This window comes from Ruegeria sp. EL01 (assembly GCF_900313035.1).
GTDB lineage: Bacteria > Pseudomonadota > Alphaproteobacteria > Rhodobacterales > Rhodobacteraceae > Ruegeria.
Genome location: NZ_OMPS01000046.1, coordinates 79507 through 105260, shown reverse-complemented (window position 1 = coordinate 105260; position 25754 = coordinate 79507). Strand labels below are relative to the sequence as shown.

The following is a 25754-nucleotide window of genomic DNA, read 5'->3' as shown; positions in this document are numbered from 1 at the left end:
TGCTTGTGATCCGGGCGCGCCATCCCTAGATGTTGCGCAAAGCAGTCTTCAATAGGTGATCCATGCGCGACTTTCCCTTTCCCGTCCGTGATGCAAATGCAGGTGGCGGCGCCGATGATCTGGGCAACCTCCCGGAATGGGATCTGAGCGATCTCTACACCTCGGAAGACGCGCCGGAACTGTCCCGCGATCTGGATTGGCTTGAAGGGGAATGCGCATCCTTTGCCGCGGACTACGAAGGAAAATTGGCCGATCTGGATGCCCAGGGTCTGCTGACCTGTGTGCTGCGCAACGAAAAGATCAACTCCATCGCCGGGCGGATCATGTCATTCGCGGGCCTGCGGTACTATCAGCTGACCACCGATGCCGAGCGCGCCAAATTCCTGTCAGACATGCAAGAGAAGATCACGATCTTCACAACGCCGCTTGTGTTCTTCACGCTTGAGATCAACAGGATCGATGACGAAGCGTTAAAGGCGCAATTCACCGCCAATGCAGATTTGGCCCGATATGAGCCGGTCTTCCGACGTATCCGTGCCATGAAGCCATACCAATTGTCGGACGAGTTGGAAAAATTCCTCCACGATCTCGGGGTTGTTGGCGACGCGTGGGAGCGTTTGTTCGACGAAACCATTGCGGGCCTGACCTTCACGGTTGATGGCGATGAGCTGAACATCGAAGGCACGCTGAACCTTCTGACCGAACAGGATCGCAGCAAACGCGAGGCCGCGTCCCGGGAACTGGCATCCGTGTTTCAGGGAAACATCAAGACCTTTGCCCGCGTTCACAACACGCAGGCCAAGGAAAAAGAAATCCTTGATCGCTGGCGCAACATGCCGACCGCGCAAACAGGGCGCCACCTATCCAACGACGTTGAACCCGAAGTGGTCGAAGCGCTGCGCGAAGCGGTCGTTGCCGCGTACCCGAAGCTGAGCCATCGCTATTATGAGCTAAAGCGCAAATGGCTGGGTCTGGACGTCATGCAAGTCTGGGACCGTAACGCGCCCTTGCCGATGGAAGACACAAGGGTTGTCGACTGGGCCAAGGCCGAAACGATGGTTATGGACGCATATAACGCCTTTGATCCACGCATGGGCGAGATTGCGGCGCCCTTCTTCTCAAAAGGCTGGATCGACGCTGCCGTAAAGCCCGGTAAAGCTCCGGGTGCCTTTGCGCATCCCACGGTTACCGATGTGCACCCATATGTCATGCTCAACTACCTTGGAAAACCGCGCGATGTGATGACCCTGGCGCATGAGCTGGGCCATGGCGTGCATCAGGTTCTGGCCGCCGATCAGGGTGAGATGTTGTCATCCACTCCGCTGACGCTGGCCGAGACAGCGTCAGTGTTTGGTGAGATGCTGACCTTCCGCACAATGCTGGATCAGGCCGAAACACCCGAACAGCGTAAAATTCTGCTGGCCGGTAAGGTTGAGGACATGATCAACACCGTGGTCCGCCAGATCGCGTTTTACGACTTTGAATGCAAACTCCACGCCGCCCGCCGCGAAGGTGAGCTAACCCCGGACGACATCAACGCCTTGTGGATGAGCGTTCAGGCCGAAAGCCTTGGTCCGGCATTCGAATTCATGGACGGGTACGAGACCTTCTGGGCCTATATCCCGCATTTCGTCCACTCGCCCTTCTATGTCTACGCCTATGCGTTCGGCGATGGCTTGGTAAATGCGCTCTACTCGGTCTACGAAAGCGGCGCAGACGGGTTCGAGGACAAGTATTTTGAGATGCTGCGCGCCGGTGGATCAAAGCACCACTCGGAGCTGCTGGCCCCGTTCGCGTTGGACGCCAGTGACCCAAAGTTCTGGGACAAAGGTCTTTCGATGATTTCCGGCTTCATTGACGAACTGGAAGCTATGGAGGGGTAAACGTTGTCCAGGTCGGTAACGGCCTGGGCAATTATCTACTCGCAGAGATCGCAGTCATTCGTTGCGCTTGTAACAATCAGCGGGTTGCGCCGGATCGAACTAGGCTGTCAGATATCCACGCTGTCTCTGCGCCCCGCTGTAATCTTGCCAACTCATCGTCTTGTGGCTTGTCTTGGCGGTTATGCTTGGCCCCGCCTGCGACCACACTGGATCAAGCAGTGAACTTAGGCCGGTCTTTGTACAACACAGCCTAAACGCGGCGTAAAAACCTTTTGATGTTTTTCCAAGGGTAACGAACCACATGCCTCAACTCAGAGGCAAGGCGGTCGCGCTCCTCCAAAACAGCGTGACGCTCTGCCCAACTGTCATCGAATGACCTATGGGGAAATGCCGTTGCACCTAGTGAGCGCGACACCTCCCGCAGTTGATCTTCTCGTGTCAAACGAGAGACTTCAGTATCGCTCTGCTTTGGTTTTTCATCTTGTTCGGGCTTTCTTAAATGAGCGAAAAACTCAAGGCCACTCACATCACTGACTTCGACAATTTCAAGGTCAACCAGACCGATCCTAATCAAGTCACTTACGAGCAACTTGAAGCTCGTATTTGTGAGAACCGAACAGTGAGCATCGTGATACTCATTATGGTCTTGCTGCTTGGCGTGCCTGTAAGCCTCGTAGGCAGAGACTACATTACCGGTCAGCTCAAAATCGTCCGGGTTGTCAGACGCAAAATTGCACCCAACTTTGCCTGCTCCCTCCACCATGTAAGCGGAATGGTTTGAAATAAAATCAAACACAACTTCCGGGCTCGGTTGTTCACTTTGGCCATGGTAAGCCAACAACCAATCAGAAAGCTTTGTGGGAAAACGAAAATGATCAAAGCATGCACGATAGTCTGGGATCGCCATGCTTATGTAGCCTCCCGGGCGCAGCACACGTGAGCAGCCAATCAAGAACTTAATAGGATTCGGGAGGTGTTCAAAATTATGAGATGAAACAATGTATTGAAATTGGCCATAATTTTCATGGTTGTGAAGCATCGCGTCAATACTGCATGCGTCGCCAACAAAGTCGACTTCCTCGATATTCTCGACAAAATCCCTCACGTTGGGGTCATCTTTACCCTTCTCGCGAAGCACCGGTGCACTAAACACGTCTAAGGTAAATGCATTGTTATGCTTGGCTTTTGGAATCATCGGAGCAAAGTACGGAGCTATTTCGATCCCGGGACATTTGAAGTCTACAAATTTTAACACTTCTCCTAGTCTGTCCATAGTCTTGCCCATTTGTGTTGTTCCGCCGGACTCAGCTTGGCGTCAACTAGATGCAAATTTCAAGTCAAAAGCCGCCGTATTTCTTTGTCTTGTGGCGTGCGTTTTGGGCTCCAACCAGACACTAAAAACCTCACTTCAACTGACTGTCCTTTAACCCCCGGCGGTTGATCCCGCCACGGGACTGAAACGAACTGTCGCGTTCCTGCTGACACTCCATGCACAGTTTGACCCCGGGCAGTGCGAGACGTCGCTTTTCAGGGATCGGTTCTTCGCATTCGGCACAATGGGTCAGGCTGTCGCCGACGGGTCGCTTTTGCGACCGCATCCGCGCCAGTTCATCAGATATCGACGCCTCGATCTGTTCGCTTACCGCGCCGTCGCGCGCCCAGCCTCCGGCCATTTATCCTCTCCTGAATGGGTCGGAGACAGAATAACCAGGCGACGGTCGGCATGGCAAGCTACAGCGAAACAGCCCCTTCGAAGATCTGGTCGATCATGTCCTGCGTTCCGCGCGAAAACTCTAGCGGGCATGGGTACTCAGCATCACCCCGCACCGAGCGACAGAAGGCTTCGACCTGCAGTTTGTAATGATCGTCCCCCGGGAAGCGTGTAAGTTGTACCTCAAGCCCTGGCCGGTGCAGTTCAACCCGCGCTTCACCGAACACCCGTGCATTGAACGGGGCGGTCAGGCGGATCACTCCGCGCTCACCGTGAAACACCATCTCTTGATGGGGGTGCATTCGGATCGAGACATAGCTTGAATAGGTAAAGTCGGGAAACTGAGCGCGAATTTCGGTGAAACTGTCGATACCGTTTTCCCATCGGATCGCCGACTGAACCGTCACCGGTTCTTGCCCGGTGGCATATCGGGCGCTGCCGATCACATAGACGCCAATGTCCCGCAGACCTCCCCCACCCGTTTCAGCGCGATTGCGGATGTTCGTGGTGTCCGTGCGGTTGTCAAAACTGAACGCGCCCGTCACATGCGCGAGTTTGCCGATCGCCCCATCGGCGATGAGCTTCCGGACCATCTGCCATTGGGGATGATGCACGATCATATAGGCCTCGGCGGCGAGCAGGCCAGTGTCGTCACGTTTCTGGATCAAAGCGTCAAATTCGTGCGCCCGCATCGTCATTGGCTTTTCGCACAACACCTGTTTGCCCGCCTCCAAAGCCTTCAAGCTCCATTCGACATGCAGGTGGTTAGGCAGCGGGATATAGACGGCGTCAATGTTTGGGTCAGCAAGCAGAGCGTCGTAGCCATCGTAGACGTTAAGATCAGGACAAAATTCCTGGAACGGCGCGGCCTTTGCCGGATCAGACGTCGCCAGTCCGGACAATCGCGCCCCGTTTGCGCCGTGGATGGCAGGCGCCATGTATTGACGTGCAAATTTGGCCGCACCCAACACACCCCACTGAACTGGTTTTTCCATCACTCTCTCCATCAGTTGGACGCCGAAACCTTTGGATCCATAGGATTTCCGCCGACCCGACATCTTTAACAAGCAACCGACGCCAAGTCAGGCTTTTCTCAGCCGCGTCGCATCGTAATCTGCAGGTGCATTTTGGGAGAGAGCAGATGGGTAGATTTTTGAAATGGGTTGGCGGCTTGATCGTGTTGGCCCTGATCGCTGGAGCGGTGATTTTCTTCGTCTTTTTGCCACCCTACATCGAGAGTGCGCGTAACGGCGTGATTGATCATGATCCTTACCCGGTTTCGGACCGGGCTGCCGAATTGCATGAAACACTGATCATAGGGGATCTGCATGCCGACCCGCTGCTCTGGAGCAGAGATCTGACAGAGCGTGGCACGCGTGGACAGGTTGACATTCCGCGCCTGATCGAAGGCAACGTCGCCCTGCAAGTCTTTACTGCGGTTACCAAATCACCGGCCGGTCAGAATTATGAGGCGAACTCTGCCGAGGCATTCGACAACATTACCTTGCTGGCCGTAGGTCAATTGTGGCCGCTGCGCACTTGGGACAGCCTGAAGGAACGAGCAATCTATCAAGCCGAAAAGCTGCACAGATTCGAGGCCGCGTCGAACGGGCGTCTGAAGGTTATCAAAACCCGCGCCGATCTGGACCGCATTCTGGAAGCGCGTGCCAATGGAGAACAGATTGTGGGCGGTATTCTCGGGATCGAAGGGTCCCATCCGCTGGAAGGCGATCTTGCCAATCTGGATGCGATTTTCGACGCAGGGCATCGGGTGTTTGGGCTACATCACTTCTTCGATAACGAATTGGGCGGGTCCCTACACGGGCAGGCCAATTCCGGCTTGTCCGACTTCGGTCGGCAGGTGGTTGAAGAACTGGCTCAACGTCCTGTTGTCATTGATCTGGCCCACTCCAGCCCTCGGGTCGCACGTGAAGTGATTCAGATGACAGATGTTCCGCTGATCGTCAGCCATGGCGGGCTATACGGATTTTGTCCGGTAAAGCGCAACTATCCCGATGACCTGATGCAAGAGATCGCAGCGACCGGTGGTGTTATCGGCATGGGGTACTGGGCAGACGTGACCTGCGGTGACACTGCGCCGTCAGGTATTGCCAAGATGATCAAGGTTTCGATCGAAACCGTTGGGGAAGATCACGTCTCGCTAGGATCTGACTATGATGGGTCCGTAGAAACGGCTTTCGATACCTCCGAACTGGCAGCACTGACATCTGCGTTGCTGGACGAAGGTGTGACCGAGGCTCAAATTCGCAAAGTCATGGGTGAAAACATGCTGCGCGTTTTCAGGGATCGCCTAAATTAAATAACTCTATCACGTATTTGGTTTATTTATATAAACTCTAAATCTAGATTCAGTTTTGGTTTGGTATTCGCCTGAGAAAACGAAACTCAGCCCGCCTATCATGCGGGCTGAGTTCTTTATTGATCAGGCTGTTGCCAGCATACCCTTTTCACGCGCCAACTCGCGCATTTTCTTTTGCAGCTTCTCAAACGCGCGCACTTCGATCTGACGGATACGTTCGCGGCTGACATTGTATTGCGTGCTGAGTTCTTCCAGCGTCACCGCTTGGTCCATCAGACGGCGCTGCGTCAGAATATCCTTCTCACGGTCATTCAGGACATCTAGCGCAGCAGCAAGCAGCTCACGACGTGCTTCCAGCTCGTCCCGGGCTTCGTAGTCACCGGCCTGGTCGGCATCCTCATCTTCCAGCCAGTCCTGCCATTGCATGGTTCCTTCGCCTTCGGACCCGACCGTCGCGTTCAGCGAAGCATCACCACCGGACATCCGGCGGTTCATGCTGATCACTTCATCTTCGGTCACGCCCAGATCAGTCGCGATCCTTGTAACGTTCTCCGGACGCAGGTCACCTTCTTCCAAGGCGCCAATACGGGCTTTGGCTTTGCGCAGGTTGAAGAACAGTTTCTTCTGAGCTGAGGTTGTTCCCAGTTTGACCATCGACCACGATCTCAGGACGTACTCCTGAATTGAGGCGCGAATCCACCACATCGCATAGGTCGCCAACCGGAAGCCTTTTTCCGGGTCAAATTTCTTAACGGCCTGCATAAGGCCTACATTCGCCTCAGAAATAACCTCGGCTTGCGGCAGACCATAGCCGCGATAACCCATAGCAATCTTGGCCGCCAGACGCAGGTGCGACGTGACCATTTTATGCGCGGATTCAGTGTCTTGCTCTTCGACCCAGCGCTTGGCCAGCATGTATTCTTCTTCCGGCTCCAGCAGGGGAAACTTGCGAATTTCCTGCATATAGCGGTTCAGGCCGCCCTCAGGCGTCGGCGCGGGGAGATTTGCGTAATTTGCCATAGTTCATGTCCCTCCGACAAATGTTTAAGTCATTAACATAGGATATGGGTAAGGAACCCAGCCCTTTCAAGAGGTACCGTTAACAGTTTGAAATTAAGCTTTGGTAAAGGAAAGCTAAGAAAGTCTTACTCACAATGGTTTGCTAATTATGTCAGCGGATCGTGCAGCCTTGCAATCAAGTTTTTCATGTCATCCGGCAATTCAGCCTCAAACCGCAGGATTTCACCGCTGACAGGGTGTTCAAAACCCAAAATAGCGGCGTGAAGCGCCTGGCGCGGAAAGGTCTGAACGGCGTCTGCTGTTTTGTCGCCAAAGGACCGACCCGCCAATTTCCGCTTGCCGCCATAGACCGGATCGCCAACCAGACCATGCCCCGCATGTGCCATATGGACCCGAATCTGATGCGTCCGCCCGGTTTCGAGCCAACATTCCACCAGCGCCAACCCGGCAGGGGTTCCAAACGTCTCAACCACGCGCGCGCGTGTCACTGCGTGACGTCCACCGTGAAACAGAACGGCCTGTTTCTGACGATCCGTTTTGTGCCGCGCCAATTGCGTGGTCAGACGCATGATATTGCCCGGTTCGAAACTGACCCCTTTGATACCGCGCAAACGCGGGTCATTGGCGTCCGGCACGCCGTAACAAATGGCGCGATAGTAGCGCTCGACGCTGTGTGCCTCGAATTGCGCGGCCAAACCATGATGGGCGGCATCCGACTTGGCAACCACCAGCAGACCACTGGTTTCCTTGTCGATGCGGTGCACGATACCGGGACGCTTGACGCCGCCGACCCCGGACAGATCGTCTCCACAGTGATGCAGCAGCGCATTGACCAGCGTTCCATTTGGCGAGCCCGGCGCAGGATGGACCACTATGCCTGCCGGTTTGTTCACAACAATCAGGTCTGCGTCCTCGTAAACGACCACGAGCGGGATATCTTCAGGGCCAATATGGCTGTCCTCAGCCTCGGCCACGGTGATCTGCACCGTCGCGCCCTCGGATACCTTGAACTTCGGATCATACACATCGACACCGTCAATCTGAACCGCGCCACTTTCGATCAGCCGGACCAGGCGTGTCCGCGACAGATTTTCCTCGGCTGGCACATCCCGCGAAAGCGCCTTATCAAGGCGAGGCGGCGGAGCGGCCGCAATCTGTAACTCTATCTGGCGGGTGCCCATGATTGTCCCTTCCGAACCCCAAGAACCGCAGGAAACGCCGCAGCTGCGACTGTTACGGCGAATGGTCATGTTGCTGACCGCGGTGATGATTGGCGGGGTTCTAGTGACATTCGCGCTGATTGTCATCCGGCTATCGGACAGAACGCCCACCCTGCCCGATCAGATCGAGTTACCTGACGGCGCGCAGGCGCAGGCGCTGACCATCGGTAACAACTGGTACGCCGTAGTGACTGATGACAACCGCATCCTGATCTTTGATAAAACAACCGGCAAACTGCGTCAGGAAATCCCTGTCGAGTAAACTTGGCTTGGTCTGTCGATGCACCAACTCATTGACTTGGAAACAACCGGGTTCCGGTCCAAGCGTCACCCAATTGCCGGTCCAACTCGGGCGTGCGCATTTTCCGTTTTCCACCAAACGGGCAGAGTGTGATTTCCCCAAGATAGATCTTGTCACCAATCGCATAAAGATCCACCCGCGCGAATTCAACGCGCTGGCCTATCGCCTCGGCAATCTGGACCATATCGTCATATCGTTTGGGTCGCGGCTCGGTATCTTCGCTGGTCTTGAAATACAGTTCCTTGGGAATAAAATTGAAATCCCGGTCATGGATCATCTGGACATGCCCGCGTGAGCGGTCCCGATCCACCTGCACCATTTGCACTTTCCCTGCGACAACCCAGAATTTCCAGTCGATAATGTCCTCGCCTTCGGCAGCAAGATCTTCTTCGATGAAAAAGCGTGTGTCGATCGTGGAATACCACCATTCGGCCGCCCAAAACCCGTGTGGAATTGGGCTTTTGTTCCATGCGGCCAGGCTTTCATTGGCCAGTTTACGCTGATCGTCGTCGATAGGCCATGTCAGGCGCAGGTTCTTACCCTGCCCATTATTGCACTTCAGCCAATACGTCGCCGGGTCCAGATTAAGCGTGTCCGGAAGTTCAGTAGAAGGCGATTCCCAATACCGTTTGACCGGGGCAAGCAGAGATCTGGCGGCGTCCGGAACAAAACTCTCGGCGGTCAGTTTGTCAGCCGCCGAGGCACGGGGTATCTCTCCAAACAACTTCATCACCAGCAGTTTTTCAGTCACCGTTTTCGGGTTTGACAGATCTGGTAGATATCGGTGGTTATTTGAGAACCGGAACAACGACAAACCCAGTGCGTTCAGCCGCGCCGCGTCACAATTGTAGTGGTCCCAACCACGCACGTAGCCATCCCGCGGAGCGTCGTTTACACCGTAAAGGTCACTCGTCCGGATCTTATCAAGCTCGTTCTGGGCGAATTTTAGATGCTGCTCGCGGTCGGAAATCAACGCTATCGGCATGATGCCACCAGTTGATTGATTGATTTCTTCGTGGGTCACTCGCAAGGCAGGAAGGGCGTCCGGGAATTCTATTGGCTTAGGTGCCCCTTTGCCTTTTACAGGAAGCGGAGCATCGCCTGGTCGAATACCCAAGTTTCGCAGTCTCCGATCAAGAAATGAATGCCGCTTGATGCCTTTGGCGATCCACCACCGCATACGGCGCCCCCAAAGGTGCACCGCAAGCGTGTCATCCCTTAGATATGCCCGTCGAAATTCGCGCGCATGGATATCATTGGCTTGGCCGGTTTGTCGGAACGGCAAGGGGTAAAACACAGAGACCGGGCTTGCATGTTCGATTTCGCCGGAGTCTTTTAGGTACCACGTCAGAACATCGGGGCCGTATACACTGTGCGCCTGATCCGAGGCGTGTGGTAGTTCTCCGGCGCTTTTCTGGCGTTCGAGCTCTTTTCGTTCGTCACTTTCCACCCAAGGACGGATCGGGAAAGGGTCGAGACTGTATTCAGTGTAAGCGCTCAATGCAGGACTTGTGGCAGGCAGACGCATGATCGCGTTGCAAATGGTTGTATTGTTAAAATACCCGAATATGTGATCCGCTTTTGGTATTGGCGCCAAGCAAAGCACATCTGTGTCGCACCAAAGAAAGTCCGTTTTCTTCATCAACTGCAGTCTGAAAATGTCAGATTGGGGAACTGGTGTTTTGAACTGATTGTTCATAATGAATTGCTTTGGCTCGTGAATCTCATTCGCCGACACCAGTTCGATACCGTTTGGTACGTTCTCGACTTCGCCGTAATGGAATAGCACCACTTTGTGCCCATTTGCCACGAAGGACAAAAGACACATCTGTTCCAAAAAGCTGAGCGGCCCTTCCAGCCAGAGCATTCCAATCGTTGGGAGATTGTTTTCAGCAACCATTCACACACTTCTCCGGGGGCAGTTAAATCAGGGGTCGGGCTGGTCTGCATCAGAGGAGTCCACCACAACGGCTGAAATCCGTTCGTGCACACCGCGATCCTGCGCGACAAAGCTTACAGCGGGTTTTTCGACGAGGATCTGATAGAGGTCCTTGTATTCAGGTATTTCCATCAGATTGGTGATCAGACCTTTGTGCCAACGAAAGGCTTTTTTGTGCAGCCGGTGCAACACCTCGTCAGACTTGAACTCCTCCAACAAAGCGTCCACTTCATCCTGGTATCTTAAGATCGTGGTGTCGGGCGAACCGCCACGGTTCCAGCGATCCCAGTATTCGGTCCCCAGCGTTTGCGACGAATGGTTCGCACGGCCTCGACTGCGCTTTGCCAGATAGGCCTGCGTTGAGCGTACCGCATAGTGATTGATTTGTGCCACTTCAAAGCCAAATGGTGGTGCAACATGGTTTCCAAAGGGCGCAGGCTCTTTCGCATGACCGCCCGGCACAGACCGAAACATGCCAGCTTGAAAGTCGGGTTTTGGATGCGGGTTGTGCAGGCCAAATCGGGTGTAAAACTCACCCTGACGAAACAGAGATTTCACAAAGCGCCGCCCAGCTCCGCCTTGCTCAAAATCCAGCTCGCAGTCAGAAAACTGAACTGTGACAGAGTGATCGCGCAGAACATGCCGACCGTTGTTTGAGAATATTTTCCACGGGATGGATATGACATCGACATCAGGCGTCGCTTCAATGAGGTCGTCGACCTTATGATTGCCGACATGGATGTTCAGAAACTCATCGGCGTCGCAGACGTAGACCCACTTTGCCTCTTTTACAAAAGACAGTCGCCGCGCCTGCCGCAGGGCCGACCGATGGATCCCACCTACCCCAACCCGATTCCGGCGAAATTCCACATGGCCCAGCTCCTGCAATCGCCTCAGAATTCGATTTGTTCCGTCCGAGCAGTCGTTGGTGTACACAACGATCTTATCAAAGCCGAGAACCTTATGATGCGCGACCCATTCGAGGATGTAAGGCCCCTCATTCTTCATCGCTGAGATGAGGACTTTTTCAGGTTTGTCCATCGTTTTTAACTCAGCCTCAACGCCTAGCTGTCCTTCCCCTTACCTTTGTCCAAGGGGGCTATCTTTTCAATCGCGATCTGAGCACCAGCTATGGCTCGAATACGCAATTCTCTTGGGTAGCGGCCAAGAAATTCGTTGACTGCGCGGATCACACCATCGCCCCACCAACCGCGGCGGTGATAATCATCAAACGCCATGATACCGCCCATCTTGATTTTTGGAAAAAGCGCAGCCAGATCCGCTGACACGCCTTCGTAGGAATGATCGCCATCGACATAGGCAAACGAGATGCTCTCGTCATCAAACAGTTTCAGTGCAGGAACCGAGAAATCGCGGATGATGCCAACCTTGCCGTCGTCGATTTCTTTTTTGAAAGACTTGACCACTTTCTGGAAAATGGCCTCCATCTTTTCGTCTTCCGTCCGACCAACAAAGGCGGTTGTGTGCGAATCTTCACCAATGTGTTTCCAAGGGTCGATCAGAAACAACTGGCTGGGTTCGATAAGCTTCAGGATTGTCGGAGAAAACTCACCCTGCCAAACGCCAATTTCTACAGCCATACCGCCTTTGGGCAACCGGGACAGGAATGTACGACGAATGGCTTCCTTCGAATTCTTGCGCTTGTTGGCCTTGTCCGATTTCGGCTTTTCCTGGCGTCCGGGCATTGCGCCGATGACCTTAGGTTCGTTTGGCATCTCGACCTCACTGTGCTGTCGGGCTGTTGTCAGGATACACCAAACCTGCCCGTCTTGTTAGTTGAGGAATCGGTACCATGCGATGGCTGCAAGGGCCAGAAACTATGTGTCTTCTTTGTTTAAAGGCGGCAGTTTGTCGATCCCAAGCCACGGTGGCTGCAAACTGGTGATCCTGTATCTGGTGGCGTTACGCCCCAAAAAGCTGTGAATGGCGGCAGCCATACCTTTGTAGGGTGCGCCACCACGACGGTAGGATGTGAAGGCTATGCTACCCCCGGGGGCCAAGACCCGGTCAATTCGCTTCAACAGCTGGTTTGTAACCCGTTCAGCCCGAACGCCGCGAATGATAACGACACCTACGGTTTCGTCTTCGAAAAGCTTCAACATCAACGGCGGTAGCGCCCTGAAAACCCGCAGGCGCCCTTTGATGATTGGTTCGCGAAAGTGTTCTAGGAATGCATAAAACGCTAGATCCAAAGCCTGGAGATCGGGATCCTGTGTGGTGTCTGGACAAGCAAAGCGATCCCAGGACATGCCCCATGGGGCGATGACGGTTAATTGCGCAACCGCGCCAAGCGACAGAACTTCCTCAACAATTTCAGTCTCAACCTGACCAATCAGAACCCACGATTTCTTACCGCTGATCGATTTCAGAAAATCGCCACGCTGCTTTTTGGTCCTCTCGATCTCGGGTGAGGCTGGCGGCAGGAGCGTTGGGTCCTTTGGATCGAACGGTAAAGAGATCTGCTTTGGGTCAGTAATCGCTGCGTGTTGTGCCGAAGCCTCTTCGTGCTCTAATGGCGTTTCAAGAGCGTCGAGCCGGACAAACCATGGATAGTTGTTCGGCTTAGCGTTGGACCTTTCTGCCAACTGGCCGAGGCGATTCCATTTTGCGACTTGGGCAAAACTGACCTCGGGATCTCGGTAAGTCTCCGTGTCGAAAGATGCATTGGCTTCTTCAACCACGCTAAAGTCCAGCGCCTTTAGATATGTCCCACTGCGAAAGTTCTTGTTTTTCTTGATGAACATCTTTGCCGCTTCAGTTTCCCGAATGGCGGCAATTCGCAATTTATGGAACTCCACTGCTTTTTCATGTAGCTCCCCCAAAACTGGATCCGCCCGTAACCGAGAATAGACATCGCGCAGACGGGCTACTTTCGAGAGGATCGAGGTTTCCTGGACGGCGTTATAGCAATGCAGGTTCCAATATGCCTGCCCCGTTTCCTCCATCTTTGGGTGAAACGACGTGGTTTTTACGTCCCCACGCAAACGTTTCATCAGGTAACTCTCAATGGATCTGACCGCATAGTGATTCATCCGAAACAACTGCCGACCAAACGCAGCGCCTGTTGTGGAAAAGGCCCAACCGCGCCGACGCATTGCAGGCGGCAAAGGGTCCCCATCGCCGTCTACCCAGGCAAAGTGTTCGGCTTTACCCTGAACAGGTCCACGCGGCCTATGGGTATTTATCAAACGGTATGATCCGTTGTTTCGGATCAGGGATTTATACGCACGCAGATTTTGCGGAATGACCGCCCCCATTTCTCCAGCCCTTGTAAACTGCTCAACGACGAACCGATCCTCGAAATCGACAACGCCGTTATGTCCAAAAAGCTGCCAAAGTGCCGCAAATCCTTCCGCATGCGGCAAGGCGAGGAACAGATCATCCAATGTTCCTTCGCCGACTCGGATGTCCAAAAACTCATCGACATCGCAAACCAGGATCCAATCCGCCTGTTTATACCAGGTTTGCTGCATTGCATTGGTATAGGCCGACGCCTGTGGCCCCATCTTCCACGGACCCGGGTTGTCAATGTGCTTCAGAAAACCCAGTTCTTCGCAGCGCATCAGAATCTTTTCGGTGCCATCCGAACAATCGTTCGAACTCACGATGAAATGCGTAAATCCAATCGAAAGATAGTAAGCAATCCATTCCAGGATAAACGGGCCTTCGTCTTTCATTGTGGAAATGACAAGTCTCATGGACATAAACCCGCAACCATTTTTGAAGCTCAAACATCTACTGCAAAACAACATCGTAGCCGTGCACAGAGTCTTTAAGCACGCGACTTTGTTACGTTTCCCCAAACGGCATTGCAAGGGAACAGACGTGATCCAAGAGCCACGGTGCCTGATGCTTTGCCATACCCAACTGAGTTTGAACTTGCGTGTCTGCCAACGCTTCGTACACCACGGATCGGAACATTGCCCCAGTAACGGTGAACACGAGGGCGGATCAAGTCGACCTCAGACCGTTTTCTGGATGCGTTTCACGGGCGAACAGGCGCGTAGTTGGTATCGTTTGTTCTTCAACTGAGGATTGGATGCATGCCGACCATTTATTCCAATGCACCATTGGGCAACAATCCCTACCAACGCATGATCTACAGCCGTTTCGCCGGGTACAATGTTCGGGTCGTCCGGTTGAACACGTTCTATGCAGGCGAACCGCCAGAAGTTCGAGAAGGCGACATCTATTGGATCCACTGGGAAACGGTGGAATTTGGCAGCCCGAAGAACGAAGTTCCTATTACCGAGCGTTTTCAAAAGATCGAAGCCGGCCTGTCAAAGCTCAAGCAACAAGGCGCCAAAATCGTCTGGACGGTGCACAACTTCCACCCGCATAATTCGGCCAGAGACATGGAGGCAATCCATAAAGGACGTGAAATACTGGTTCGGCTTGCAGACAAAATTCACGTCCACACACCTTATGCCAAAGACTTGTTGGCAAAAACCTACGGAATATCTGCGGACAAGTTGGTTCGCGTGGCACACCCCAGTTATCTCGGGGTGTACGAACCGCTGGACGCCACTATGGAACGGCGCGATGTTCTGCCATCCGCCAACAACAGAAGGTTTGTGCACATCGGGAAGGTGCAAGAAAACCGCGGCGGGCGCTTCATGTGGAAGGCGCTCAAGTCCTTGCATCTCAGAGATCAATCCTGGGAGCTCGATATCACAGGGGCAGTCATCGCAGGCGAACGCCGTGGTCAGCAAGCAATCCGTGAGATGTCGAATGTTCGGTTCCATGACAAATACCTGCCCGATGACGAACTGAGCGACATCGTTGCCTCGAGTCATATGTGCGTCGCGCCGTTTAGTCGAATTTTAACATCGGGGTCGGTCAATCTTGCACTAACATTCGGGTTGCCAGTTATCGGGCCCAATGTCCAAGCCCTACGTGACCACTTGCCCGAACAAGTGCGGCACTTCCTTTATGTCGATGGTAATCCGCGTGGTATGATGTTCCAGATGCGCAAGGCCATAGATTTGGATGATGTAGATTTGTTGGCGATGAAAGCAGCTTGCATGGACTACGCCTATGGAATCAGGCCCGAAGTGCAAAGCGAAGCGTTAAGAACAGCGCTTGATGTACCCGTCTCGTAGATAACGATTGCGACAAAGATTGAACCGAGGACCCTTTGAATGCCAAAGATAGACGCGTTTACATTTCGTAAGAAACTTCGCTCTGCCGGGTTGAAGGTTGTCGAGTTTGCGAGTGGCGAATTCGTCGGGCCCAGACCCGTGATGAGGCGACTGAACCAGACGGGACTGTCAGTGATCAGCGGCGGAGTTACATCGGCGAACTTAAAAAGCTATGGGTTTGAGGTGGATACCGTACTGGATGTCGGTGTGGATGCAGGCACGCCATTTCTTTATGATACCTTCCCCGACAAAAAGTTTGTGTTGTTCGACCCGATCGAAGAAACCGCAACACGTGTCGCCCCCTGGCGCGATAAGATTGACTACGATCTGCACATTGTCGCGCTCGATTCCGAAGAAGGCGAAGCCGAACTGGTCATTCCCACAACTGACCGCAAAAGACGCTCTCTGGCGACGGTTGCCGGGTTTTCCGATGACTACGAAAATCGGATTGTCGATATGGAGAAACGCGTCGTGGAAAAACGTCGCCTCGATTCCTACACGGCAGACATACCCGGTCGGTTTGGTCTAAAAATCGATACTGAGGGGAACGAGCTGGCCGTCATCCGGGGCGGGTCGGAAACCCTGAAACGTACCGAATTCGTCCTTGCCGAAGTGTCCGTAAAGCGTCGGTTCAAGGATGGCTACCGATTCAGTGAGTTTGTTGCCGAAATGGGCAAACACGGGTTCGAACTGATCGAAGCCCTCCGCCCGGTCGACCACGCCTCGCCAGACTGCGACCTTCTTTTCGTTCCATGGGATTCAAGCTGGTTTGATTTAGACTGACAAACTGCTCACCAAGGTCGAATTACGCGGCGCTGACCGCAGATATTCACTTGGGTCGCAACAGAGCGAATTTGATGTTCAGATAAATGGTGCGGTCGAGAAGACTCGAACTTCCACGGGTGTTACCCCACAGCGACCTCAACGCTGCGCGTCTACCAATTCCGCCACGACCGCACTGCCTGTGACTTGGTACAGGGGCGTATAGACGTTGGCGCTCATGTTGTGAAGAGGCAAAAACACGATGGTTTAAAATCCCTTTGGGCTGCCTTATCTAACAGATCAAACACCGACGTTGATGCCTGACAGGAGCCGCTCATGACCACACCTGACCCAAGCCCAGTTGTTCAGGTGGACATCGTTTCTGATGTGGTCTGCCCGTGGTGCATTGTCGGGTTTCGACAGCTGGATCTGGCCCTTCAACAATTGGGTATTCTGGCGCGCCTCAGGTGGCATCCGTTTGAGTTGAACCCGAATATGCCTTCGGAAGGTCAAAACCTGCGCGAGCATATTACAGAAAAATACGGCTCGACAACCGAGCAAAGCGAACAGGCACGGGCGCGACTGACGGACTTAGGGACAGAGCTGGGATTTACGTTCAATTTCAACGATGAAAGTCGGATCGTTAATACGTTCTCTGCGCATCAGTTGCTTGATTGGTCTGAAACGAAAGGCCGGCAGCACCCGCTCAAGCTTGCGCTATTCGATGCCTATTTCACGCAACAACAAGATGTCTCCGATCCGCAAGTCTTGTTGGCTGCCGTAGAAACTGCGGGACTGGATGCGCAGACTGCACACACCGTGTTAGAAACGGGCTCACAGGCTGACTCCGTTCGCCAAAAGCAGCAGGTTTGGACCAGCCGAGGCGTGTCGGGTGTGCCTTCGATGGTGTTCGGCGGAAAGTATCTGCTGACAGGTGCGCAAGGTACGGAGACCTATGTCCAGGTTCTACAGCGCTGTCTGACCGAGGCGGCCTGACCCCTTTCCCCTGCCCCGCTCGCACGGTATGAGGCGTACATGGAATGGAAAATCACGGATGGCCTGACCAGCTATGACGATGCGGTCGCCTTTATGGAGGCGCGCGTCGCTGCGATTGCGGCAGGTGATGCGGACGAATGCGTCTGGTTGCTTGAGCATCCCCCGCTTTATACCGCTGGAACGTCTGCGAAAATCGAGGATTTGACGGATCCGGAACGCTTTCCAGTCTATGAAAGCAAACGCGGCGGTGAATACACCTATCATGGCCCCGGACAACGTGTGGCCTATGTGATGCTTGACCTGAACAAGCGAGGCCGCGATGTGCGAAAGTTTGTCAAACTGCTTGAGACCTGGGTGATTGCTTCCTTGGCAGAATTCAATGTACACGGCGAAATTCGCGACGGTCGGGTTGGGGTCTGGGTCCGGCGGGACGGCAAGCCACTGACGGCGACAGGCAAGCCTGCAGAAGACAAGATTGCCGCGATTGGCTTGCGCCTGCGCAAATGGATTAGCTTTCACGGGATCTCGGTCAATGTGGAACCTGAACTCGAACATTTTTCCGGCATAGTTCCCTGCGGCATCACTGAGTACGGCGTGACCTCACTGGTCGATCTTGGATTACCTGTCACCATGGCAGATCTCGACGCGGCGCTGCGAAAGACCTTTGACGAGGTCTTTGACCGGGTCGACGCGTGAAAGTGCGAAACCGCGACTGTACGCTTCGAATCGCTTTTTGACGTCGAAGAAACGACAATTACCTAAAGCGGTGGGCTCTGTTTCCTAAGGGCGACTTTATTTACTAAAAATTGGCCCGATTTAGGGCAATCTTTAACCAAAACCCACTTAACCGACATACATCTGCCTTGTTAGCGAGTAACATGGAACAGCCAGTCTAGAGTGAGTGGTATGTTAAACCGGTGATCCGGGGCTTGCGCCCCGCGAAATCCGATAAGTGTTTGGTTACGAGTCTGCCGTTCCGACCCCAAATCGGAACGGCAATTCTCGGACTAGCTCCCTAACCCTCCTGATGCCCGAACCGTGACGAACCGATACACGCGCTTTCGAACTGCTCGACTTCCAGCGTGGCATGCCCGATCGCAAAACGATCCATCAAATTCTGTCGCACATTGGAGCGTATGTCCTCGGCCCTTGGCCAGGCGTCTTTATCGATCACCAGATGCGCAGTCAGGGCGGGTTGCTGTTCTTGCATGCTCCACAGGTGAACATGATGCACTTCGCGAACACCTTGAGTTGCCTCAATGGCCGTTGCGACCTCTTCGGGATCCAAATCAGGTGGGGCGCCCAACATTAAGACGCGGATGGTGTCGCCGATTTCTGATTTGACGTGCCACAGAATGTAGATTGAGATCATGATCGTGACCGCCGGGTCCACCCAGGTCCAGTTGAACAGAATAACCGCAGTCCCTGCGACAATGACGGCAATCGAGCCCAGCGCATCGGCAACGTTATGCAGAAAGGCCGCGCGGATATTCATACTGTCCTTGGCCATCGAGTATGTCAGCGCGGCCGTAACAAGATCAATCACAAGGGCCAGCACCGCAACCCATACCACCATCCAACCGTTGATGGGTTCGGGTTCAAAAAATCGCATTACGCCTTCATAGAACAGATAGGCCGACAAAACGACCAGGGTGGTGTAGTTGACCAGCGCCGCGACCACCTCTGCCCGGCCATAACCAAAGCTCATCCGAGCGTCAGCCGGTCGCCGGGCAATCTTGCGCGCAAAAAATGCGATAATCAGCGCCACAGCGTCTGAAAAATTATGCAAGGCGTCCGCAATCAGTGACAACGATCCAGACAGAATGCCTCCGATGACCTGGGCGGCCGTCAAAAGCATGTTGACTGCGATTGCCCAGGCCACACGGGCGTCGCCCGCGTTAGGGTCCACGTGACTGTGTGAATGTCCATGGTGAGAATGTTGGTGCGCCATATCGTTTCGTGTCCCTTGTTTCGGCTACACACCGCATGTAATACCTCTAGTCGCTAGAGGTTCAAGGGGTTTGGGAAAAATGTATTCAATCGGGGATTTATCGCGATTGACCGGCGTGAAGGTACCCACCATCCGGTTTTACGAGAGCAAAGGATTGCTGCCGGAACCGGGCCGCACGGCTGGCAACCAACGCCGGTATGATGAAACGGCCTTGAAGCGATTGCATTTCATTCGTCATGGCCGAGATCTTGGACTGCCTTTGGCCGATGTACAGTCCTTACTGTCACTGGAAGGTGCGATGGGCCCCGATCTGAATCGGGCCCATGAAATCGCCAAACGACAGTTGGCGGATGTGCGGGACCGGATCGCGCGGCTGCGTGGACTTGAGCTGGAACTGGCCCACATCACAAAAGCATGCGATGGGCACCACGATCACGTTTGCGCGGTTCTGCAAGCGTTTACGGATTGTAGTCCGCGCTGTGTAAACCCAGGCGCAGACTCAGATTGATCAAGACACCGCGGCTTTGATCTTGTCGGCATGTGCGCCGATCAGATCGAAGTCACCCATTTTCCCCGGCGGGCGAATGGCGATGCCTTCGTGGCGAGGAAGCACGTGGAAATGCAGATGGAACACCTCCTGCCCTCCGGCCGCTTCGTTGAATTGCTGAATGGTGACACCATCCGCGTCAAAGGCCTGCTTCACGGCGTGCGACATCTTTTGGACGGTCGCGATAACGGTTGAGAGTTGTTGCGACGTAGCATCCAGCACGTTGCGGCACGGGGTCTTGGGAATGACCAGAAGATGCCCGTCCGTACGCGGCATGATATCCATGAAGGCCAGAGTGTCCTCATCCTCGTACACCCGCATCGCTGGGATTTCCCCGCGCAGGATCTTGGCAAAGATATTTTCAGGATCATAACTCATGTCGGACCTTCCGCATTGCCTTCTCACCCGTTCTTGCGGCCCGTATGCCAAAGGTCAAGGGATCAAGACAAATCCCTCGATTTCTGAATAACGAAATTCAGAATCGACAAGACTCGCAAGGATCTGGATGACAAACTGAACCGCGACGAAAAACGGATGGGACATGATGGCAGACCTGATCCTGCGCGGAATGGCGATTGGTATCATAACACTCACGATCGCGGTTTTAGTGCTAAATCAGAGACCGCGCGGAACGCTTTCTGCTGTCGTGCTAGGTTTGTGCACGACTTGCTATCTGCTGGTCTCGGCACCAGTGGACCTGCCGATTATTCTGCGTCAGGCACTCGTCATCGGTGCAACACTGACGCCACTGGCTTTGGCGTGCATGGCCTCCGTCCAGTTATCGGACGAGCCACCCCAACGCAGACCAATATTGATACTGGCTGCCTTGACCGTGGCGACGGCCGTACTGGTACCGGTATTGCCAAAGTTCGCGCCGATCCGCGGCGGATTGGCAATCGCGTTGTATTTGGGGCTGATCGTATTGGCCCTGATCACGGACAGCGATGATCTGGTCACCCAGCGTCGCCGGTTCAGGCGAGGATTTCTGGCCGCAATGGGCGCGTTGGGTCTGATCGTTTCCATTGTCGAGGTCAGCGGATTGGACGCCGACTTACCCATCTGGGTGTACCCCCTGCAGGCCAGCGCCATTCTGGTGCTTGTACTTCTGTTCAGCATCTGGGCGCTGGAACCAGCCTGGGTTCCGCCCGCAGAACGCATCCGGATTAAGCCAAGACCGGACCTTGTCGAGAAGATTGAACAATCCATGCGTCGGGGGATCTGGCAACGCGAGGGCCTGACCATCGGCGCCTTCTCAGAAGAGCTTGGAGTGCCCGAACATCAACTACGCGCCACCATCAACAGCCAAATGGGGCACCGCAACTTTTCGACTTTCATCAACACTGCCCGCATCAAAGCGGCCAAAAGCCTTTTGGATGATCCGCAACATGAGCGAACGACGATACTTGAGATCGCACATGAGGTTGGCTTTGCGTCCCTTGGACCATTCAACAAAGCGTTCCGTTCCCAGACCGGAACAAATCCGCGCGATTATCGCAATCGGGACTGATCGATTCCGAAAAATACCAGTTCATTCTGCAATATCCGCGTTGATTTCAGCATCAACGGGACCTGCCCGCTGCATCCCAGCATCCTCTGTGCATCTCAACACATGACGGAGCTTGGATATGAGTGAGTTTTCCCTGATCGATGCAATCATCGGTACCCTGACCCATGATACATTGCGGTATGCGCTGGGGGCTGGCGGTACCTTTTTGGTCGTAAACACGTTGTTGGCTCGCCGCCTGCAAGATCGCAAGATCCGTGACCGAACGCCGGGATGGTCCCAAATCAAACGAGAGGTGCTGACCAGCGCGCGAACAGTTTTGATTTTTGCCGCAACCGGCATCCTGATCGGCCTCGGCCATTCCAGCGGCCTGGTCCCGATCTATGACAAGGTCTCAGACTTTGGCTGGACTTACCTGATCGCTTCGCTTGCGTTGATCATTGTGGCCCATGATGCGTGGTTTTACTGGACGCATCGTCTGCTGCACACAAGGCGTCTGTTCAGGCTGGCACACCGCACGCACCATCAGTCGCACAATCCGACGCCGTTCACGTCTTATTCATTCGACGTAGCAGAAGCTGTTCTTAACGCATTGTTCCTACCGATCTTTGTCGCTTTGGTGCCCATGAACACGATCGCCCTGCTTGTCTTCTTGTTTCACATGATGTTGCGCAACGCGCTTGGCCATTGTGGCTATGAGGTTTTTCCCGCTGATCGAAATGGAAAACCCTTGTTTGATTGGATGACCAGCGTCACGCATCACGACCTTCACCATAGCCATGGGCGCTATAACATGGGTCTGTACTTCACTTGGTGGGACAGGTTTATGGGGACCGAACATCCGGATTATTATAAAGAGTTCGCACGCGTCGCGCGTCGGGTCGGCGCTCAATCCGCAGGTTGGCTAAGGATAGTCACGATTTCAGGATTGCTGTTTCTGGCCGGCAATGAGGCACGCGCCGAATTGTCGGGCCTCTACTCTGCCCCCTACCTTGGTGCTGTTGTTCGGTTTGAGCCCTGCCCCGACGATCCCGCCACAACATGTGGTCGCGCCCTGTGGGGGTGGGAAGCCGCAAGTTGGCGGCACATGCGGCCAGGTGATTTGATGATCACGGGGCTGCGTCCAGGCGGTGATGGTTGGGCCCAAGGACGCCTGCTGCATCCGGAAACCGGGCTGTCCTTTCGCGGCTCTGCAACCAAGCTTCCGGATGGTCGGTTGCGCCTCAAAGGATGCGCCGGGCCGATCTGCGCGACACAGAATTGGGTACCGCTGGATCACCTTAGAAATACACTCTCTGACCTGAAATAAAGCGGCCTGCGCCGCACCCTTTTCAAGAGGGTGCGGCTATTTATCTTGATCTATATCAAACTCGACCATTGAAGGTGCCCTCTTCGCATTCTAAAACCAGCAGGAATCCCGCGTGTCAGAGAGGTCTGACTCCGCGGTGCAGTTGCAACAGGAGGCACCTAATGGCAGACGCAGCCATTCATGGTCACGAGCATGAAGACAATCGCAGCTTTTTTACGCGCTGGTTCATGTCGACCAACCATAAGGATATCGGGATTCTCTACCTGATCTTCTCGGCGCTTGCCGGTCTGATTTCGGTTCTCATGACTGTTGTCATGCGGATCGAACTGATGGAGCCGGGGGTGCAGCATATGTGCATGGAAGGGTTCCGCCTGTTCGGCAGCGGTGCCGAGTTATGTACCCCTAACGGGCATCTGTGGAACGTGATGATCACGTATCACGGTGTTCTGATGATGTTCTTCGTGGTCATCCCCGCCCTGTTCGGCGGATTTGGTAACTATTTCATGCCGTTGCAGATCGGTGCACCGGACATGGCGTTCCCGCGGATGAACAACCTGTCCTTCTGGCTGTATGTCGCTGGTACCTCGCTGGGCGTTGCCTCTCTGCTGGCCCCCGGTGGTAACGATCAGGCTGGTTCGGGCGTTGGCTGGGTGCTGTACCCACCGCTATCGACGACCGAAGGCGGCATGTCCATGGACCTTGCGATCTTCGCCGTGCACGTATCGGGCGCCTCTTCGATCCTCGGCGCGATCAACATGATCACCACCTTCCTGAACATGCGTGCCCCGGGCATGACCCTGTTCAAGGTGCCGCTGTTCAGCTGGTCGATCTTCGTCACCTCGTGGCTGATTCTGCTGTCGCTGCCGGTTCTGGCGGGCGCGATCACCATGTTGCTGATGGACCGCAACTTTGGCTTCACCTTCTTTGATCCCGCCGGTGGCGGCGATCCGATCTTGTATCAGCACATCCTGTGGTTCTTTGGCCACCCGGAAGTGTACATCGTGATCCTGCCCGGATTTGGTATCATCAGCCATGTGATCGCGACCTTCTCGCGCAAGCCGATCTTCGGTTACCTACCGATGGTTTGGGCGATCATTGCGATCGGCGTTCTGGGCTTTGTCGTGTGGGCGCACCACATGTATACTGTTGGCCTGTCACTGCGTCAGCAGGCTTACTTTATGCTCGCTACGATGGTCATTGCCGTGCCGACAGGGGTTAAGGTCTTCTCGTGGATTGCGACCATGTGGGGCGGCTCGATTGAATTCAAGACACCGATGCTGTTCGCCTTCGGCTTCCTGTTCCTGTTCACCGTTGGTGGTGTCACCGGGGTTGTGCTGTCACAGGCGGGTATCGACCGTGCCTATCACGACACCTACTATGTGGTTGCGCACTTCCACTATGTGATGAGCTTGGGTGCTGTCTTTGCCATCTTTGCCGGGGTGTACTTCTACTTTGGCAAGATGACCGGTCGCCACTATTCCGAGTTCTGGGGCAAAGTTCACTTCTGGTTGTTCTTCGTCGGCGCCAACCTGACCTTCTTCCCACAACACTTCCTGGGCCGTCAGGGCATGCCGCGCCGCTATATCGACTACCCTGAGGCGTTTGCTCAGTGGAACTTTGTCTCGTCGATCGGTGCGTTCGTATCCTTCGCTTCGTTCCTGCTGTTCTTTGGCATCGTTTTCTACGCCCTGTTCCGGGGCGCGAAAGTGACCGAGAACAACTACTGGAACGAATACGCGGACACGCTGGAATGGACCCTGCCATGCCCACCGCCCGAACACACGTTCGAGCAGTTGCCCAAGCAGGAAGAATGGGACAAAGGCCACGCGCACTGATCCCTTTCCAAATCTTGGAAAACCCCGCCCTACACGGCGGGGTTTTTTCGTTGACGGGCATGCCCATTCTGGCACCGGAAAAGCGAACAAGTCGCCAGACCGGAAAAAATAGGCTATTCTGGTTCGGGCAACTTATCCGGCAATCCGGAGGTTCCTGATGCCCGAAATTGACTTTTGGTTTTCAATCGGCAGCACTTACAGCTTTCTGACGGTCATGCGTCTGGATGATTGGTGCGACGAAAACGATGCGACGGTTGTTTGGAGACCATTCAACGTGCGCACCGTCATGTCGGAACAACAGAACATTCCCTTTGCAGGCAAACCGGTTAAATCGGCCTATATGTGGCGCGACATTGAACGCCGCGCCGCCAAGTACCGTATCCATGCCAACCTGCCAGCCCCCTACCCGATCTCGGATCTGGCCCTCGCCAATCAGGTCGCTTTGTTGGGAATGAAAGACGGATGGGGAAAGCTGTTCACCCAGAACCTGTATCGCATCTGGTTCGAAGAAGGTGTCGAGGCAGGCAGTGAATCGGCCCTGTCCGAGGCGCTGCTGCGCTGTCAACAGGATCCGCGTCTGGCCCTTGCCCGCGCCCGCAGCCCGGATATTGTGGCTGCCTTAGAGGCCGAGACAGACCAGGCCACCCGGCTTGGGGTGTTTGGCGCACCCAGCCTTGTTGTACGCGGAGAGGTTTTCTGGGGCGATGACCGTTTGGATGATGCGTTGTCCTGGGTGCGCGTTGGTCACGTCATCTGATCATTAACCGTCGACACCCGACCATAGTGCGTTATTTTTTAGCTATGCCTTATCGATGGAAACAAACATCGGAAACCGAACAAGAACTGCGCCTTTGGCCGCACAACTCTCTGCCACCGCGCGGGGCGATGATCGTTATCTTGTCGGTGTTCCTGTTTGGGCTTATTCCACTGTTGGCAATGTTGGGTTCGGTCATCCTGTGGGGATTGCTGCCTTTCTTGTTGCTGACCGTCTTGGGGCTGTGGCTGGCCATACAGACAAACTATCATGCGCGCAGTGCGTTCGAGGTGCTGACCCTAAAGGGATCCCAGGCGAAGCTGGTTCACCACACGCCCGGTCGAGGTGATCAGGAATGGTCATGCAATCGCTATTGGGCACGTCCTGAGATGCACACAAAAGGCGGGCCGGTCCCGCACTATGTCACATTGATCGGAGATGGCCGAGAGGTCGAGATTGGCGCGTTCCTGTCCGAGGATGAACGCATCACACTCTATGATGACCTTGTCGAGAAACTGCACGATTCAGCCGCCCAGTAGC

24 protein-coding genes and 1 tRNA gene are annotated in these 25754 nt (G+C 54.4%); 13 read left to right on the top strand and 12 right to left on the bottom strand.

The genetic code is table 11. The annotated features are described in order from the left end of the window. Positions 1-62 precede the first annotated feature (62 nt). On the top strand, positions 63-1883 hold the full coding sequence (locus tag D9K61_RS20955; protein ID WP_120635151.1) for a M3 family oligoendopeptidase: 1821 nt from the start codon (positions 63-65) through the stop codon (positions 1881-1883). 250 nt (positions 1884-2133) lie between these two features. On the opposite strand, the gene D9K61_RS20950 is transcribed toward D9K61_RS20955, so the two are convergent. From D9K61_RS20950 to D9K61_RS20940, 3 genes are all read right to left on the bottom strand, one after another. Continuing rightward, positions 2134-3168: a class I SAM-dependent methyltransferase gene (locus tag D9K61_RS20950; protein WP_120635150.1), complete on the bottom strand. Its 1035-nt coding sequence runs from the start codon at positions 3166-3168 to the stop codon at positions 2134-2136. Positions 3169-3286: 118 nt separating this feature from the next. Then, on the bottom strand, positions 3287-3556 hold the full coding sequence (locus tag D9K61_RS20945) for a DksA/TraR family C4-type zinc finger protein (RefSeq protein WP_120635149.1): 270 nt from the start codon (positions 3554-3556) through the stop codon (positions 3287-3289). Positions 3557-3614: 58 nt separating this feature from the next. Then, positions 3615-4589, bottom strand: coding sequence for a Gfo/Idh/MocA family protein (locus D9K61_RS20940; RefSeq protein WP_120635635.1), 975 nt, complete (start codon positions 4587-4589; stop codon positions 3615-3617). A 146-nt stretch (positions 4590-4735) separates the two neighbouring features. Between D9K61_RS20940 and D9K61_RS20935 the strand changes: the two genes are divergently transcribed. Further along, positions 4736-5914, top strand: a complete 1179-nt coding sequence (locus D9K61_RS20935) for a dipeptidase (RefSeq protein WP_120635148.1) — start codon at positions 4736-4738, stop codon at positions 5912-5914. Positions 5915-6037: 123 nt separating this feature from the next. Here the strand turns inward: D9K61_RS20935 and rpoH are convergent, their stop codons facing one another. Further along, positions 6038-6934, bottom strand: coding sequence for an RNA polymerase sigma factor RpoH (gene rpoH, locus D9K61_RS20930; RefSeq protein ID WP_120635147.1), 897 nt, complete (start codon positions 6932-6934; stop codon positions 6038-6040). A gap of 146 nt (positions 6935-7080) precedes the next feature. Continuing rightward, positions 7081-8115, bottom strand: coding sequence for an RluA family pseudouridine synthase (locus tag D9K61_RS20925; protein WP_120635146.1), 1035 nt, complete (start codon positions 8113-8115; stop codon positions 7081-7083). Between D9K61_RS20925 and D9K61_RS20920 the strand changes: the two genes are divergently transcribed. Then, positions 8114-8416: a DUF6476 family protein gene (locus D9K61_RS20920; protein ID WP_120635145.1), complete on the top strand. Its 303-nt coding sequence runs from the start codon at positions 8114-8116 to the stop codon at positions 8414-8416. The two genes, D9K61_RS20925 and D9K61_RS20920, sit on opposite strands and share 2 nt — an antisense overlap. Before the next feature lie 28 nt (positions 8417-8444). On the opposite strand, the gene D9K61_RS20915 is transcribed toward D9K61_RS20920, so the two are convergent. The 4 genes from D9K61_RS20915 to D9K61_RS20900 form a co-directional block, all read right to left on the bottom strand. Further along, positions 8445-10322 (bottom strand): ATP-grasp fold amidoligase family protein, encoded by a 1878-nt coding sequence (locus D9K61_RS20915; RefSeq protein ID WP_162946986.1) that lies wholly within the window; start codon positions 10320-10322, stop codon positions 8445-8447. 60 nt (positions 10323-10382) lie between these two features. Further along, positions 10383-11435 (bottom strand): glycosyltransferase family 2 protein, encoded by a 1053-nt coding sequence (locus tag D9K61_RS20910; protein WP_254055837.1) that lies wholly within the window; start codon positions 11433-11435, stop codon positions 10383-10385. A 23-nt stretch (positions 11436-11458) separates the two neighbouring features. Then, positions 11459-12130: a class I SAM-dependent methyltransferase gene (locus tag D9K61_RS20905; RefSeq protein ID WP_120635143.1), complete on the bottom strand. Its 672-nt coding sequence runs from the start codon at positions 12128-12130 to the stop codon at positions 11459-11461. 102 nt (positions 12131-12232) lie between these two features. Further along, positions 12233-14119 (bottom strand): glycosyltransferase family 2 protein, encoded by a 1887-nt coding sequence (locus tag D9K61_RS20900; protein ID WP_216825839.1) that lies wholly within the window; start codon positions 14117-14119, stop codon positions 12233-12235. A 339-nt stretch (positions 14120-14458) separates the two neighbouring features. On the opposite strand from D9K61_RS20900, the gene D9K61_RS20895 reads away from it, so the two are divergent. Together D9K61_RS20895 and D9K61_RS20890 are read left to right on the top strand one after the other, a co-directional pair. After that, complete coding sequence (locus D9K61_RS20895) at positions 14459-15517, top strand: glycosyltransferase family 4 protein (RefSeq protein ID WP_120635141.1); 1059 nt, start codon at positions 14459-14461, stop codon at positions 15515-15517. Between the two features lie 39 nt (positions 15518-15556). Then, the gene (locus tag D9K61_RS20890) at positions 15557-16339 is read left to right on the top strand and encodes an FkbM family methyltransferase (protein WP_120635140.1); all 783 of its coding nucleotides are present in this window, start codon (positions 15557-15559) and stop codon (positions 16337-16339) included. 87 nt (positions 16340-16426) lie between these two features. Here the strand turns inward: D9K61_RS20890 and D9K61_RS20885 are convergent. Further along, positions 16427-16513 (bottom strand) — tRNA-Leu (locus tag D9K61_RS20885). A gap of 141 nt (positions 16514-16654) precedes the next feature. Here D9K61_RS20885 and D9K61_RS20880 point away from each other — a divergent pair. Further along, positions 16655-17314: a DsbA family oxidoreductase gene (locus D9K61_RS20880; protein WP_120635139.1), complete on the top strand. Its 660-nt coding sequence runs from the start codon at positions 16655-16657 to the stop codon at positions 17312-17314. Between the two features lie 39 nt (positions 17315-17353). After that, entirely contained in the window at positions 17354-18010 is a 657-nt protein-coding gene (lipB, locus tag D9K61_RS20875; protein ID WP_120635138.1) for a lipoyl(octanoyl) transferase LipB, read from the top strand. 319 nt (positions 18011-18329) lie between these two features. Here lipB and D9K61_RS20870 read toward each other — a convergent pair whose 3' ends face one another. Then, positions 18330-19265, bottom strand: a complete 936-nt coding sequence (locus tag D9K61_RS20870; protein ID WP_120635137.1) for a cation diffusion facilitator family transporter — start codon at positions 19263-19265, stop codon at positions 18330-18332. Between the two features lie 79 nt (positions 19266-19344). Here D9K61_RS20870 and D9K61_RS20865 point away from each other — a divergent pair, with 79 nt between their 5' ends. Continuing rightward, positions 19345-19773, top strand: coding sequence for a helix-turn-helix domain-containing protein (locus D9K61_RS20865; RefSeq protein WP_120635136.1), 429 nt, complete (start codon positions 19345-19347; stop codon positions 19771-19773). Here the strand turns inward: D9K61_RS20865 and D9K61_RS20860 are convergent, their stop codons facing one another. Then, a complete protein-coding gene (locus D9K61_RS20860; RefSeq protein ID WP_120635135.1) occupies positions 19774-20190 on the bottom strand; it encodes an HIT family protein in 417 nt (138 codons plus the stop codon). Between the two features lie 166 nt (positions 20191-20356). On the opposite strand from D9K61_RS20860, the gene D9K61_RS20855 reads away from it, so the two are divergent. The 5 genes from D9K61_RS20855 to D9K61_RS20835 all read left to right on the top strand — a co-directional run bounded on the left by D9K61_RS20855 (position 20357) and on the right by D9K61_RS20835 (position 25753). Continuing rightward, the gene (locus D9K61_RS20855; RefSeq protein WP_162946984.1) at positions 20357-21319 is read left to right on the top strand and encodes an AraC family transcriptional regulator; all 963 of its coding nucleotides are present in this window, start codon (positions 20357-20359) and stop codon (positions 21317-21319) included. 118 nt (positions 21320-21437) lie between these two features. Further along, positions 21438-22625, top strand: a complete 1188-nt coding sequence (locus D9K61_RS20850) for a sterol desaturase family protein (RefSeq protein WP_120635133.1) — start codon at positions 21438-21440, stop codon at positions 22623-22625. A 161-nt stretch (positions 22626-22786) separates the two neighbouring features. Further along, complete coding sequence (gene ctaD, locus D9K61_RS20845) at positions 22787-24460, top strand: cytochrome c oxidase subunit I (protein ID WP_120635132.1); 1674 nt, start codon at positions 22787-22789, stop codon at positions 24458-24460. 157 nt (positions 24461-24617) lie between these two features. Further along, positions 24618-25217 (top strand): 2-hydroxychromene-2-carboxylate isomerase, encoded by a 600-nt coding sequence (locus D9K61_RS20840; RefSeq protein ID WP_120635131.1) that lies wholly within the window; start codon positions 24618-24620, stop codon positions 25215-25217. Positions 25218-25261: 44 nt separating this feature from the next. Continuing rightward, positions 25262-25753, top strand: a complete 492-nt coding sequence (locus D9K61_RS20835; RefSeq protein WP_120635130.1) for a DUF2244 domain-containing protein — start codon at positions 25262-25264, stop codon at positions 25751-25753. Position 25754: the final 1 nt, after the last annotated feature.